We start from the raw sequence: 11,611 nt of genomic DNA on the forward strand, positions 1-11,611 counted from the left end.
CGCGTACTGGCGTGTAACATGTTACACGCTACACAACGCTCGAGACCGTGTCGTCGCTCGAACTCACCCGCGGGGCACGGATGCCGACGCCGCGTCATCCGTGCCAGACCGCGTGGCGTCCGAGCCGGCGAGTGCGGCGAGCTCGCCGATGCGCACCGACGAGAGCACCGGGCGCCGGTCGACGCCGAAGCTCGTGCCGAGCACGTCCTCCACGCTGCGGCCGCAGGTACGGCCCTGACAGGCGCCGAGCGCGGCGCGGGTGGACAGGCGCATGGCGCGCGACGAGGCGGACGAATACTCGTCGATCCGCGCCTTGGGCACACTCTCGCAGCGACAGATGATCGTGTCGTCCTCGAGCCATGTCGGCCACCCCCGGCCGATGCGGTGCACGTCCAGGCGCGCGGCGAACGCGCGCATCCGTCGCCGGGCGGCCAGCGGAGCCCTCCAGCGGCGGTCCGTTTCGGGCACTCCCGCGGCGGCCAGACCGGCGATCTCCCCCTCGGCGAGCGCGGCATCCGCGCCGCCGATCCCGGTGATCTCGCCCGCGGCGTACACACCGGCGACGCTGGTGCCCTGGTCGTCGCCGACCTGCACGAAGCGGTCGGAGCCGATCTCGCAGCCGAACTGGATGGCCGCCTCGAGCCGCGGCGTGAATCCGTGCCCGAGGGCGACCGAGTCGCACTCGATGATCCGCTCGGTTCCGGCGATCGGACGCCAGTCGGCATCGATCCGCTGCACGGTGACCGCTTCCACGCCGGCGTCGCCGTGGATGCGCGTGACCGCGCTGCCGAAGCGGTACGGGGTGCGGTGCCGCGCCAGCGAGAGCAGGTACGAGCCGAGTTCTCCGGCCTTGCCGACGGCGGCGGCGAGCTCCCACGCGCGGGCGCCCCAGCCGCGCAGCATCCGGCCGGTCGAGGTCGCCTCGACGACCTCGGCGACCTGCCCGCCCATCAGTGCCACGCTCTGCGCGACCGGCAGCAGGAACGGACCGGCGCCGGCGACCACGGTGCGCACGCCGGGTGCGAGCCCGTCGCGCTTGGCCAGCGCCTGTGCGGCGCCGGCGGAGGTCACTCCAGGAAGAGTCCACCCTGGCACCGGCAGCACGCGATCGTGCGCGCCGGTGGCGACGATGACCGCATCAGCCTCGATGGTCTCCGCGCGTCGGTCCGCCGCGTCGGCGGGACCGATCAGCACGTGCGCGCGCAGGGGCGGGCCCGCCTCGACGCGCCACACGCTCGCCGACGACACCACGCGCACCCCACGGAGCCGGTCGCGCAGATCGGCGAAGCGGCGGCGCTGGTGCTGCAGACGCTCGTCGGTGAGCACAGGATGGTGGCGCCAGAACTGCCCGCCGACGCGCTCGCCCTCGTCGACGAGCACTACCTCGGCACCGGCGTCTGCGGCGGCTGCGGCGGCGGCGAGGCCGGCGGGGCCGGCGCCGATGACCATCACCCGGCGCGCCGTATCGCTCATGCGCGGGTCTCCTTCTCGATCACGTCGCCGTCGCAGGCGGTGCGCTGGCATGCGCGCACGCCCTCGACGCCGTTGACGGTGAGCACGCAGTCCTGGCAGACCCCGATGCCGCAGAAGATGCCGCGTTCGCCGCCCTCGGCGGTGCGCCAGGTGCGGTGCCCGTGGGCGAGCAGCACGCCGGCGATGCTCTGGCCGTCGCGTCCTTCGAGCGACTCCCCGTCGAATCGGATCTGTACGGTCATGCCGCGGCTCCCTGCAGAGTGGCGCGCGAGGGAAGGAAGGGCGTCGGATCGAGCGGCGCGGAGGCGCCGAGCACGGCGTGCGCGATGAGCGCCCCGGTCGTGGGTGCCAGGCCGATGCCGGCGCCTTCGTGCCCGGCGGCATGGAACAGTCCCTGCACCCGCGCGTCCGCGCCGATGGCAGGCAGGTGGTCGGGCGCGTACGGGCGGAAGCCGAAGTAGGTGCGCAGCAGCATCGTGTCGCGCAGGAAGGGGAACAGCCTGGCGGCCTTCGCGGCGATCTCGGCGAGCGGCGCGAGCAGTCCGTCCTCCGAGAATCCGACGCGCTCGCGGCTCGAGCCGATCAGCACGGTGCCGGCGGGGGTCGACTCCACCACCGTCGAGGTCTGCAGTGCGGCATCCGCCGATCCGACCGCGCCCACGTAGTCGGCGTCGTACACCTTGTGGAAGATGCGCTGCGGCATCGCTGTCGTCACCAGGATCGTGCCGCGGCGCGGCCGGATGTCGAGGACGGCGCCGAACAGCGCGGCGATCTCCCCGGCCCACGGCCCCGCGCAGTTCACCACGGCATCCGCGTCGATGCGGCCGGTCGGGGTGCGGACACCCCGCACCCGCCCCGCCTCGACGACGGCACCGGTGACCTCGGTGATCTGCAGCTGCGCGCCGAGGTGACGGGCGCGGGCGAGCATCGCCTGCGTGGCCAGGCTGGGCTGCACCTGGGCGTCGTCGGGGTAGTGCACGCCGACGGCGATCTCGGGGGCGAGATGCGGCTCGGCGGCACGCAGTGCCGGTGCGTCGAGCGCCTCGGCGCGGATGCCCATCTCGCGCTGCGCGGCGGCGAAGCCCTGCAGCGCCTCCGCGCCCTGGGCGAAGGCGACCACGACACCGCCCTTCGCCTCGAACTCGGTGGCCGGCTGCCCGGGCACGCGCTCGGCGTCGAGACGGGCGGCGAGCTCACGCCACGCGCGGTTCGCCTCGATGGCCATGACCGCTTCGGCTCCCGGCTGCTTGTCGGAGACGAGGATGTTGCCTTCGCAGCGGCTCGACGTCTCACCGGCGACCCCGGTGCGATCGACCACGACCACCTCGGCTCCCGCTTCGGCGAGGCTGAGCGCGCAGGCGGCGCCGATCGCGCCCGCCCCGATAACGATGATCCGCATCGATCACACCTCCTCGATCCCAGTCTAGTGCAATGTCACATGCACACTGCGGTCGGTCAGCCCCCGAGATACGCGTCGATCACCCGGGCGTCCGCCGCAAGTTCCGCGGCCGGACCCGACAGGGTGGTCTGCCCGCTCTCGACGACGTACGCGCGGTCGGCGATCTTCAGCGCCGCGCGGGCGTTCTGCTCGACCAGCAGCACGGTGGTGCCCTGGGCGTTGACCGCCTGGATCGTCTCCATGACCTGCTTGACCACCAGCGGGGCGAGCCCCATCGACGGCTCGTCGAGCAGCAGCAGCTTCGGTCCGCCGATGATCGCGCGTCCGATCGCGACCATCTGCTGCTCGCCGCCCGAGAGCGTGCCGCCCTGCTGGCGGCGCCGCTCGGCCAGGCGGGGCATCAGCGCGTACACCTGCTCGACGCGCTGGGCGATGAGCTTCGCGTCCCGCACGGTGTACCCACCCAGCAGCAGGTTCTCGTGCACGGTCATGGTCGAGAAGATTCGCCGGCCTTCCGGCACGTGGATAAGCCCGGCCGCGACGATGTCCCAGGGCTTGGCGGTGGTGAGATCCATCTCACCCCAGCGCACCGCGCCCGACTTCGGTCGCACGAGCCCCGAGAGCATGTTCATCGTCGTCGACTTGCCGGCGCCGTTGTTGCCGAGCAGGCACACGATCTCGCCGTCCTGGACCTCGAAGCTCAGGCCCCGCAGAGCGTGCACGCGACCGTAGTAGACGTCGGCCGCATCGACTGTCAGCGTGCTCACGACCGGCCCCCCTTGCGGGTGCGGCCCGGTCGGGCAGGATCGAGCGATGACAGGTTCACGGTGCCGGTCTGCAGCTTGGTGTCGTCGAGTGCCTCGTCTTCGACGCCGAGGTACGCCTCGATGACCACCGGATCGTGCTTGATCTGCTCGGGCGTGCCCACCGCGATCTCCTTGCCGTAGTTGAGCACCACGATGCGCTCGGCGAGCTCCATGATCAGGCCCATGTCGTGCTCGATCAGCACCACGGCGACGCCGAGGTCGCGGATGCGGCGGATGAGCTGCATCAGGCCCTGCTTCTCGTTGAAGTTCAGTCCGGCTGCCGGTTCGTCCAGCAGCAGCAGCTTCGGCCCGGTGGCGAGGGCGCGAGCGATCTCGACGCGGCGCTGCTCGCCGTAGGGCAGCTGCGTGACGTAGAGGTTCTCGTCGCCGGTGAATCCGACGAAGTCCAGCCATCCTCGGGCCTGCTCGGCGCACTCCGCCTCGGCACGCCGGTACCCGGGCGTGTGCAGCAGCGTCGCCCAGAACCCTTCGCGCAGGTTGGCGTGCATGGCCGTCTTGACGTTGTCGAGCACGCTGAGCTCGCGGAACAGCCGCAGGTTCTGGAACGTGCGCGCCATCCCCCACTTCGTCACCCGCGAGGGCAGGACGCGGTAGAAGCCGAAACTCTGCAGCAGGTCGACCAGGCGCAGGGTGCGGAAGATCCCAGGCGCTTCGCGCACGATGTCCTTGCCGTCGAAGACCACGGATCCGGATGTGGGCAGGTAGAACGCCGAGATGCAGTTGAACGCACTGGTCTTGCCGGCACCGTTGGGCCCGATCACCGCGAGGATCTCCCCCGCCTCGACCGAGAAGCTCAGCCCGTCGACGGCCTTCACGCCCCCGAACTGCAGGCGCAGGTCCTTCACCTCCAGCAGCGCGCTCATCGGCTCTCCTCGCCTTCCACGGTCTCGAGGTCCTCATTGGCCGTCGACGGCGGGACCGCCATGAACCCGGCCGTCGCGGGCGGCACCGGCCTGCGCTTCTTCAGCCAGGGCAGCACGGCGGTGGCCGGCCAGAGCCCTGAGGGACGGAACAGCATCACCACCACGAGCAGCACACCGAAGATGAGGAAGCGCCACTCGGCGAAGTCGCGCAGCAGCTCGGGGGCGAGCGAGACGAACAGCGCGCCGATGATCACACCCGGAGTCGAACCCATGCCGCCGAGCACGACCGCCATGAGGATGAGCGCGGAGTACAGGAACATGAAGCTGTTCGGGCTGATCGCCGACAGGTGCGTCGCCATGAGCTGCCCAGCGAGACCGGCCCAGACCGCGCCGATGATGTACGCCATGATCTTCGCGATGTACGTGTTGATGCCCATCGCCTCGGCGGCGTCCTCGTCGTCACGCACGGCCTTCCAGGCCCGGCCGAGACGACCGCGGGCGAGGCGCCCGGCGCCGATCACGCCCACGAGCACGACGACAGCGGCGACGAAGTAGTAGAACACCACACGCTGCGGGAACTCCAGTCCGAACACGGTGAAGCCGTCGGCGAAGCTCCAGTCGCCGAAGTGCCAGGTGGGGATGCCGTGGATGCCGGAGGGCCCGCCGGTGATGTCGAGGTTGTTCGCGGTGATGCGGATGATCTCACCGAAGCCGAGCGTGACGATGGCGAGGTAGTCGCTGCGCAGGCGCAGGGTGGGCGCGCCGATGATGATGCCGGCGACGATGCACGCCAGAACCGTGGCGGGAAGGGCCGCCCACATCGGCCAGCCGAGAACCGTGGTGAAGATCCCGGAGGTATAGGCGCCCACGGCGAAGAACGCGATGTAGCCCAGGTCGAGCAGCCCGGCATAGCCGACGACGACGTTCAGCCCCATGCACAGCATGATGTAGATCAGCGCACTCGTCGCGATCGACATGGTGTACCGCGACGCGTCGAGGAACGGCAGCACGATCAGCAGCACGATGCTGATCGCGCCGAGCGCGCGCAGGAAGCCGGTGTTGGACGAGAGGATGCCCGCCGGCGCGGCCGGGCGATCGAACAGCGGGGACGGGGCGCGCAGGGCGGCGCTGTCTCTGAATGCGGAGCGGGACATGTCACATCCTCTCGACGACGCGGGCGCCGAGCAGCCCGGTGGGTTTGAAGGTGAGGAACAGGATGAGGAAGGCGAACGAGAAGACGTCTCGCCATTCGCCGCCGAACCACGCCGAGCCGAACGACTCGAGCAGCCCGAGCAGCAGGCCGCCGAGCATGGCGCCGTAGAGGTTGCCGATGCCGCCGATGACGGCTGCGGTGAATGCCTTCAGTCCGATGATGAATCCCATCAGGAAGTCGATCGAGCCGTAGTAGGCGCCGGCCATCACGCCGGCCGCTCCCGCGAGCGCGGAGCCGATGAAGAACACCGTGGCGATCACGCGGTTGACGTTGACGCCCATCAGCTGCGCACCCTGCGGGTCGAGAGCGATCGCGCGCATCGCCCGTCCCTGACGTGTGCGCTCGACGATGTGCGCGAGCACGAGCATCAGCGCGGCCGCGATCACGACGAGCACGATCTGCGCGGCGGTGATGCGCATGCCGGCGAAGTTGAAGCCCGACGACTCCAGCCGCACCGGGAACGCCTCGGGGTTGGGGCCGAAGATCTGGCGCACGGCGTACTCGAGGGTGAACGAGACGCCGATGGCGGTGATCAGCACAGCCAGCCGCGGGCTCTTGCGCAGCGGGCGGTACGCGATGCGCTCGATGCCGACGCCGATGAGACCGGTGGTCACCATCGACAGCAGCATGATGACCAGCAGCAGCGGGATCGACGACTCGTTCGAGATCCCGAACGCCGACATGGTGGCGAAGCCGGCGAAGGCGCCGAGCATGTAGATGTCGCCGTGCGCGAAGTTCAGCAGCTTGATGATCCCGTAGACCATGCTGTAGCCGAGCGCGACGAGGGCGTAGAACGAGCCGACGATGAGGCCGTTCCAGATGAGTTGCATCACTGCGGATGTCCTTGCTCGTCAGGGGCGGGAGGAAGCGTCCCGGGCGCGAACCGCGCGGATACCGGGCAGGCGGACGCCGGGCAGGCGGATACCGGGCAGACGGATACCGGGCAGACGGATACCGGGCAGGCGGGGCGGCTCGCGCCGCCCCGCCGCGTCGGTCTCAGCCCTGCAGGTCGTCCTTGAGCACGAAGCTGCCGCTCGCGGGGTCGATGCCCACGATCACGAAGCCGCCGCCCGAGAGGGTGTGGTCCTTGGTGAAGGTCAGCGGGCCGGCGAAGGTCTTGAAGTCCTTCAGCCCCTCCAGCGCCGCGACGACCTTGTCGAAGTCGGTGCTGTCGGCCTCGTCGATCGCCTCCGCGACCACGCGCACGGCATCGTACGACTGCGTGGAGTACGGGCCGGGCTTGCCGCCGGCCAGCTTCTCGTAGTCGGCGATCCACTTGTCGGCGCCCTGGATCATGTCGGGCGTCTGGGTGAAGGTCCCCACCACGTTCTCGGTGTAGCCCTTGCCGGCGATCTCGGCGAACTTCGCGTCGACCGAGCCGTCGCCCACCAGGAACGCGCCCTCGTAGCCGGCGTCGGTGGACTGCCGCACGATCAGGCCGCCCTCCTGGTAGTACCCGGTCCAGTAGACGAGGTCGGGCTTCGCCGACGCGAGCTGAGTGGCCACGGCCGAGTAGTCGTTCTCGCCCGGCGTGACGGTGGCCTCGAACGAGATGGTGAGGCCGGCGTCTTTCGCCTGCTGCACGAACGAGTCGGCGAGGTCGGCCGAGTACGCCGTGGCGTCGTCGATCGCCGCCACGTTCTTCGCGCCGATCTTCTCGGCGTACGTCACCGCGGCCTTGGCCTGCTGGGTGCCGGTGCCGTTGATGAGGAAGACGCCGGGCAGCTTCTGCTTGACGAGCTCGTTCGAGTTCGCCGCGGGGATCACCATCGGGATGCCGGCTTCGTCGAAGATCGGCAGGGTGGGCAGTGTCGCGCCCGAGCAGTAGCCGCCCACCGAGGCGACCACGCCGTTGGTGACGAGCTTGTTCGCTGCCGCGACCGAGGCGGTGGCGTCGCAGGCGTCGTCTTCGACGACGAGCTCGAGCTTGCGGTCGTCGATCCCGCCGTCGGCGTTGATCTCATCGATCGCGAGCTGCGCGCCGTTCTTCATGTAGTCGCCGAAGGCCGACTCGCTGCCCGAGAAAGGCGCGAGCATACCGAGCTTGATGGGGCCGTCGGACTCGCCGCCGTCCTTACCGTCGCCGGCGCCGAGACCACCTGAGCAGCCGGCGGTGATGATGATCGCGCCTAGAGCGGCGACGAGGGAGAGAGTGCGTCGCAGACGCGGAGTGCGGGTATGCATGTGATGGTCCTCCTGGATGCCTCATTGCATGTGCCATCGGATAGTACGTGACACATTACTGGGCGCATGGCCGGAACGGAATCCTTTGAGACCAATCCGTGACCGATCCGGTGACGAGCGACGATCAGCTCTCGTCGCGCCCGCTCCAGATACCGCCGACGTGGCCGATGTGGCGCCGCATCAGCGCCTCGGCCCCCGCTCCGTCGCCGGCGATCAGCAGGTCGACCAGCTGTGCATGCTCGAGCGCGGTCGGCATGAGCGCGTCGGACTCGACCAGGTGCGCAAGGCCCACCAGGCGGGTCTGCTGACGCAGCTCGCGCACGACGCCGAGCAGGGTGCGGTTGCCCGACACCTCGAGCACCCGCAGATGGAAGGCGGTGTCGGCGGCGAGGAACTCCGCGAACTGTCCCGCCCGGCCCGCGGCCACGATCCGGTCGGCCAGCACGCGCAGCTCGGTGGCCGCTGCCTCGTCGAGCCTGCCGGCGATGTGGCGCATAGGCGGCGCCTCGAGCAGCATCCGCACCTCGCACAGCTCGTTCAGCTCGTCGCGCGAGACCTCCGTCACCGCGAAGCCGCGATTGCGGATGGGGGCGAGGAAGCCACGGCGCGTGAGGTTGAGCATCGCCTCGCGCACGGGGGTAGCGCTCACACCGAAGTCACCCGCCAGACGCGGCACAGTCAGCACCCGCCCCGGCGGGATCTCGCCGGCGACGATCCGCGCCGACAGCTGGTCCTCGATCTGCTCGCGCAGGCTCTCAGCGGGGGCCAGCGGCGAGGCGAAGCCGCTCAGAGCATCCTGCAGCGTCATGGCCACACCCTACCCGCCCGTGAGTGCCCCACGCCGAGCCCGTTTTGCCCGGCCCGGCCCGGCGGGCCCGGTCGGGGTTCGGAATAGGATCGAGCTGAGAACGGATGCCGGAACGGAGACGCGCGATGGGATTCCTCACCTCCCCTGCACTGAGCGAGACGGGCTACGTCGTGCTCGACCGCCACGACCAGTCGGACGACCCCGCCGAATGGCACGATCTCGAGTATGTCGGCTGGCGCTCGTCAGGCATTACCCGCTTCGCCCCGCTGGCGAGTCACGCCGGCGACGTCGAGTGCAACGGGTTCTGGAACCACACCCCGCCGCGCACCGACAAAGACGGCGTGTGGATCGCCTCACAGGTCGCGAAGGCGCCGACCTTGCAGGCGCGCGCGCTCGAGCCCGGCGCCAATGTCGGCCGCTGCCGGGTCATCGAGCTGCAGCCGAACACCTACGCCGATGCGATCTACAACCTGCACCAGGACGACAACAACCGGCTCAACACCGAGGGCACCGGCTGGGTCGTGCGGGCGTGGCTCAACCTGACGGATGACCCCGACTCGCTGCTCATCCTGCGCTCCGACCGCTTCGACCCCGCGACCGAGATCCGCCTGCCGCTGCATGCCGGCTCGCGCATCATCGTCGATACGCAGCGCTTCTGGCACGCCGTGTGGCACCAGGGCGACGCGCCGCGCTACGCGCTGATCTGCTCGTGGACGTCGGGCCCCCAGCTCGACGCGTACCTCGCCGCAGGCAACGCGAACCCGCGTCCGGCATCCGTCCCGCTTCCCGCCACCCTCGTCGCCGACGCGCAGGCCGAGATGCACCGGCGCATCGAAGAGCGCCGCCAGTCGTTCGAGGCCCTCGGGATCGTGGTGGAGCCGACCGAGTCGCTGTACGGCTGACCGTGCACGCCGGGCGCGCAGGCATCCGAAGACCGGATCAGGCGACGACGCGCAGCTGAACCGTGCACTCCTCGGGACCCCTCGCGGCCCGCACGCACTCGGCCGCGATGGGGCCGCCGGCCTGCGTCAGCACGCCCTGCATCAATCCGAGATGCACCTGGCACAGCATCGGCCGGTGCTCGGGAGTGCTCGCGGCATGCGGGCACGGCGTCAGGTCGACCGTCATGCGGCTCTCGTCGACGATCGGCTCGAAGCCGCTCTCTTCGAGATGCTCGACCAGCGCGTCCAGCTGGTAGGTCGCGTCGCGCCCCAGCTCGGAGTCCGGCTCCGACAGGATCCGGCGCATCAGGTCGCCCCGCCGTGCCGCCTCGGCGACCTTGTCGCGAGCGATCGGGCTCGACGCCTCGGGAGCGCCGGTCGCGGCACTGTAGAGGGTGCGCGGTCGCCCGCGGGTGGTGCGGTGCTCAGGGGCCTGGATGACGTAGCCGCCCTCGATCAGCCGCTGCAGATGCTCGCGCACGGTGTTCGCGTGCAGGCCGGTCGCCTCGCACAGCTCGCCGATCGTGCGCTCGGCCCGGGTCTGCACGAGATGCAGGATGCGCACCCTCGAGTAGCTGGAGATCGGCCCGTACGCGACCGCAGTGGTGGTCATGCTCCCATGCTCGCAGAACCCGCCGGCGCGGAGGTGGACGCGGGCCGTGAATAATCACCGGCCGCGCGCACCGGCCGCGCGGATAGTGTGGGAGCCATGACTGCCGCCGCCGTCCTCACCGTCTCCGACCGCTCCGCGGCCGGAGTGCGGCCCGACTCGGCCGGCCCGGTGGCCGTGCTCGCGCTGCGCGAGGCAGGTTTCCCCTGCGGCGACGCGACCGTGATCCCCGACGGGGCCGATGCCGTCGAGCGTGCCCTGCGAGAGCTGCGCGATGCGGGCACCCGGCTGATCATCACCAGCGGCGGCACGGGCGTCGGTCCGCGCGACGAGACACCCGAGGGAACCGCCCGCGTGATCCAGAAGCAGCTGCCCGGCATCGCCGAAGAGCTGCGCCGCGCCGGTCTCGCCGCCACCCCCGCGTCGATGCTCACCCGCGGCCTCGCAGGCGTCGTCGGCGACACCCTGATTGTCAACCTGCCCGGCTCGCCGAAGGCCGTCGCCGAGGGCATGCCGGTCGTGCTCTCGGTCGCCGGTCACGTGCTCAGCCAACTCGATGGAGAGGACCACCGATGACCGTCCGCCTCGCGCGCATCTCAGAGCAGGCGCTGTCGCTCGATGAGCACATCGCCGCCGTCGACAGCACCACCGCGGGCGCCGTGACGACCTTCGTGGGCCGGGTGCGCGACCACGATCCGGATGCTGCGGATGCCGTCGTCGCGCTGGAGTACACCTCCCACCCGGATGCCGAGCCGACGCTGCACCGCATCGCCGAAGGCGCCGCCGCGGGCACGGATGCCGTCGTCGCGGTCAGCCACCGGGTCGGGCGTCTCGATGTGGGCGAGGCGGCCGTCGTCATCGCCGTGGCGTCGTCGCACCGCGATGAGGCGTTCGCGGTCTGCCGTGAGGTGATCGAAGCGATCAAGCGCGAGCTGCCGGTGTGGAAGCGTCAGGTCGAGGCCGACGGCACGACCGCGTGGAAGGGCATCGGCGGCTGATCTGAGCCCGCCGTCGTGCGGCTCAGCGCGGCGACCGCTACCCGTTCACCCGCCGGCGAAGGGCGGGAGCACGTCGATGGTTCTCGCCCCGGCGAGCGCGAAGTCGTCTTCGACCCTGCCGCCGTCGACCAGCACCGCGCAGCGCGACAGGATGCCGACCAGCGCCGGATGCTCGGCGAGCAGGTGCTGCTTGAGCGCGCCCAGCGTCGCGGCATCCGTCGTCAGCGAATCCTGACCGACGGCCTCCTGCGCTGCGGCGAAGAATCGCACCGTGGTGATCTGCGTCGTCGTCATC

The 11,611-nt window shown here is 70.5% G+C and carries 14 protein-coding genes; 3 read left to right on the forward strand and 11 right to left on the reverse strand.

Annotation, left to right across the window (positions count from 1 at the left end; translation table 11 throughout):
* Positions 1 to 63: 63 nt before the first annotated feature.
* The 9 genes from ACWGSM_RS12710 to ACWGSM_RS12750 all read right to left on the reverse strand — a co-directional run bounded on the left by ACWGSM_RS12710 (position 64) and on the right by ACWGSM_RS12750 (position 8,767).
* Positions 64 to 1,473 carry an FAD-dependent oxidoreductase gene (locus ACWGSM_RS12710; RefSeq protein ID WP_452323283.1) on the reverse strand — a complete coding sequence of 470 codons (1,410 nt, stop codon included), beginning with the start codon at positions 1,471 to 1,473 and terminating at the stop codon, positions 64 to 66.
* Positions 1,470 to 1,715, reverse strand: coding sequence for a (2Fe-2S)-binding protein (locus tag ACWGSM_RS12715; RefSeq protein WP_071641689.1), 246 nt, complete (start codon positions 1,713 to 1,715; stop codon positions 1,470 to 1,472). Before ACWGSM_RS12715 ends, ACWGSM_RS12710 begins: the two co-directional genes overlap by 4 nt.
* On the reverse strand, positions 1,712 to 2,872 hold the full coding sequence (locus ACWGSM_RS12720; RefSeq protein ID WP_452323284.1) for an NAD(P)/FAD-dependent oxidoreductase: 1,161 nt from the start codon (positions 2,870 to 2,872) through the stop codon (positions 1,712 to 1,714). The genes ACWGSM_RS12715 and ACWGSM_RS12720 overlap by 4 nt, the downstream gene beginning before the upstream one ends.
* A gap of 56 nt (positions 2,873 to 2,928) precedes the next feature.
* The gene (locus tag ACWGSM_RS12725) at positions 2,929 to 3,639 is read right to left on the reverse strand and encodes an ABC transporter ATP-binding protein (RefSeq protein ID WP_452323285.1); all 711 of its coding nucleotides are present in this window, start codon (positions 3,637 to 3,639) and stop codon (positions 2,929 to 2,931) included.
* A complete protein-coding gene (locus tag ACWGSM_RS12730; RefSeq protein WP_099195808.1) occupies positions 3,636 to 4,562 on the reverse strand; it encodes an ABC transporter ATP-binding protein in 927 nt (308 codons plus the stop codon). Before ACWGSM_RS12730 ends, ACWGSM_RS12725 begins: the two co-directional genes overlap by 4 nt.
* Positions 4,559 to 5,716 (reverse strand): branched-chain amino acid ABC transporter permease, encoded by a 1,158-nt coding sequence (locus tag ACWGSM_RS12735; RefSeq protein WP_452323286.1) that lies wholly within the window; start codon positions 5,714 to 5,716, stop codon positions 4,559 to 4,561. Before ACWGSM_RS12735 ends, ACWGSM_RS12730 begins: the two co-directional genes overlap by 4 nt.
* Before the next feature lies 1 nt (position 5,717).
* Positions 5,718 to 6,605, reverse strand: coding sequence for a branched-chain amino acid ABC transporter permease (locus tag ACWGSM_RS12740; protein ID WP_313357213.1), 888 nt, complete (start codon positions 6,603 to 6,605; stop codon positions 5,718 to 5,720).
* Positions 6,606 to 6,771: 166 nt separating this feature from the next.
* Positions 6,772 to 7,959: a branched-chain amino acid ABC transporter substrate-binding protein gene (locus tag ACWGSM_RS12745; RefSeq protein WP_452323287.1), complete on the reverse strand. Its 1,188-nt coding sequence runs from the start codon at positions 7,957 to 7,959 to the stop codon at positions 6,772 to 6,774.
* Positions 7,960 to 8,083: 124 nt separating this feature from the next.
* On the reverse strand, positions 8,084 to 8,767 hold the full coding sequence (locus ACWGSM_RS12750) for a GntR family transcriptional regulator (protein WP_452323288.1): 684 nt from the start codon (positions 8,765 to 8,767) through the stop codon (positions 8,084 to 8,086).
* Between the two features lie 125 nt (positions 8,768 to 8,892).
* Between ACWGSM_RS12750 and ACWGSM_RS12755 the strand changes: the two genes are divergently transcribed.
* On the forward strand, positions 8,893 to 9,669 hold the full coding sequence (locus ACWGSM_RS12755; protein WP_452323289.1) for a hypothetical protein: 777 nt from the start codon (positions 8,893 to 8,895) through the stop codon (positions 9,667 to 9,669).
* Positions 9,670 to 9,706: 37 nt separating this feature from the next.
* Here the strand turns inward: ACWGSM_RS12755 and ACWGSM_RS12760 are convergent, their stop codons facing one another.
* Positions 9,707 to 10,321 carry a helix-turn-helix transcriptional regulator gene (locus ACWGSM_RS12760; protein ID WP_452323290.1) on the reverse strand — a complete coding sequence of 205 codons (615 nt, stop codon included), beginning with the start codon at positions 10,319 to 10,321 and terminating at the stop codon, positions 9,707 to 9,709.
* A 96-nt stretch (positions 10,322 to 10,417) separates the two neighbouring features.
* Between ACWGSM_RS12760 and ACWGSM_RS12765 the strand changes: the two genes are divergently transcribed.
* Entirely contained in the window at positions 10,418 to 10,894 is a 477-nt protein-coding gene (locus ACWGSM_RS12765) for a MogA/MoaB family molybdenum cofactor biosynthesis protein (RefSeq protein ID WP_452323291.1), read from the forward strand.
* Positions 10,891 to 11,316, forward strand: coding sequence for a molybdenum cofactor biosynthesis protein MoaE (locus ACWGSM_RS12770; RefSeq protein ID WP_452323292.1), 426 nt, complete (start codon positions 10,891 to 10,893; stop codon positions 11,314 to 11,316). The genes ACWGSM_RS12765 and ACWGSM_RS12770 overlap by 4 nt, the downstream gene beginning before the upstream one ends.
* Before the next feature lie 45 nt (positions 11,317 to 11,361).
* Here ACWGSM_RS12770 and ACWGSM_RS12775 read toward each other — a convergent pair whose 3' ends face one another.
* On the reverse strand, positions 11,362 to 11,610 hold the full coding sequence (locus ACWGSM_RS12775) for a MoaD/ThiS family protein (RefSeq protein ID WP_452323293.1): 249 nt from the start codon (positions 11,608 to 11,610) through the stop codon (positions 11,362 to 11,364).
* Position 11,611: the final 1 nt, after the last annotated feature.

The organism is Microbacterium sp. NPDC055521, assembly GCF_053619695.1.

What these genes read in the sequence shown, in the direction of transcription:
- ACWGSM_RS12710 (WP_452323283.1), bottom strand. Translation starts at nt 1,473, where the DNA reads ATGAGCGATACGGCGCGCCGGGTGATGGTCATCGGCGCCGGCCCCGCC.
- ACWGSM_RS12715 (WP_071641689.1), bottom strand. Translation starts at nt 1,715, where the DNA reads ATGACCGTACAGATCCGATTCGACGGGGAGTCGCTCGAAGGACGCGAC.
- ACWGSM_RS12720 (WP_452323284.1), bottom strand. Translation starts at nt 2,872, where the DNA reads ATGCGGATCATCGTTATCGGGGCGGGCGCGATCGGCGCCGCCTGCGCG.
- ACWGSM_RS12730 (WP_099195808.1), bottom strand. Translation starts at nt 4,562, where the DNA reads ATGAGCGCGCTGCTGGAGGTGAAGGACCTGCGCCTGCAGTTCGGGGGC.
- ACWGSM_RS12735 (WP_452323286.1), bottom strand. Translation starts at nt 5,716, where the DNA reads ATGTCCCGCTCCGCATTCAGAGACAGCGCCGCCCTGCGCGCCCCGTCC.
- ACWGSM_RS12740 (WP_313357213.1), bottom strand. Translation starts at nt 6,605, where the DNA reads ATGCAACTCATCTGGAACGGCCTCATCGTCGGCTCGTTCTACGCCCTC.
- ACWGSM_RS12745 (WP_452323287.1), bottom strand. Translation starts at nt 7,959, where the DNA reads ATGCATACCCGCACTCCGCGTCTGCGACGCACTCTCTCCCTCGTCGCC.
- ACWGSM_RS12750 (WP_452323288.1), bottom strand. Translation starts at nt 8,767, where the DNA reads ATGACGCTGCAGGATGCTCTGAGCGGCTTCGCCTCGCCGCTGGCCCCC.
- ACWGSM_RS12755 (WP_452323289.1), top strand. Translation starts at nt 8,893, where the DNA reads ATGGGATTCCTCACCTCCCCTGCACTGAGCGAGACGGGCTACGTCGTG.
- ACWGSM_RS12760 (WP_452323290.1), bottom strand. Translation starts at nt 10,321, where the DNA reads ATGACCACCACTGCGGTCGCGTACGGGCCGATCTCCAGCTACTCGAGG.
- ACWGSM_RS12765 (WP_452323291.1), top strand. Translation starts at nt 10,418, where the DNA reads ATGACTGCCGCCGCCGTCCTCACCGTCTCCGACCGCTCCGCGGCCGGA.
- ACWGSM_RS12770 (WP_452323292.1), top strand. Translation starts at nt 10,891, where the DNA reads ATGACCGTCCGCCTCGCGCGCATCTCAGAGCAGGCGCTGTCGCTCGAT.
- ACWGSM_RS12775 (WP_452323293.1), bottom strand. Translation starts at nt 11,610, where the DNA reads ATGACGACGACGCAGATCACCACGGTGCGATTCTTCGCCGCAGCGCAG.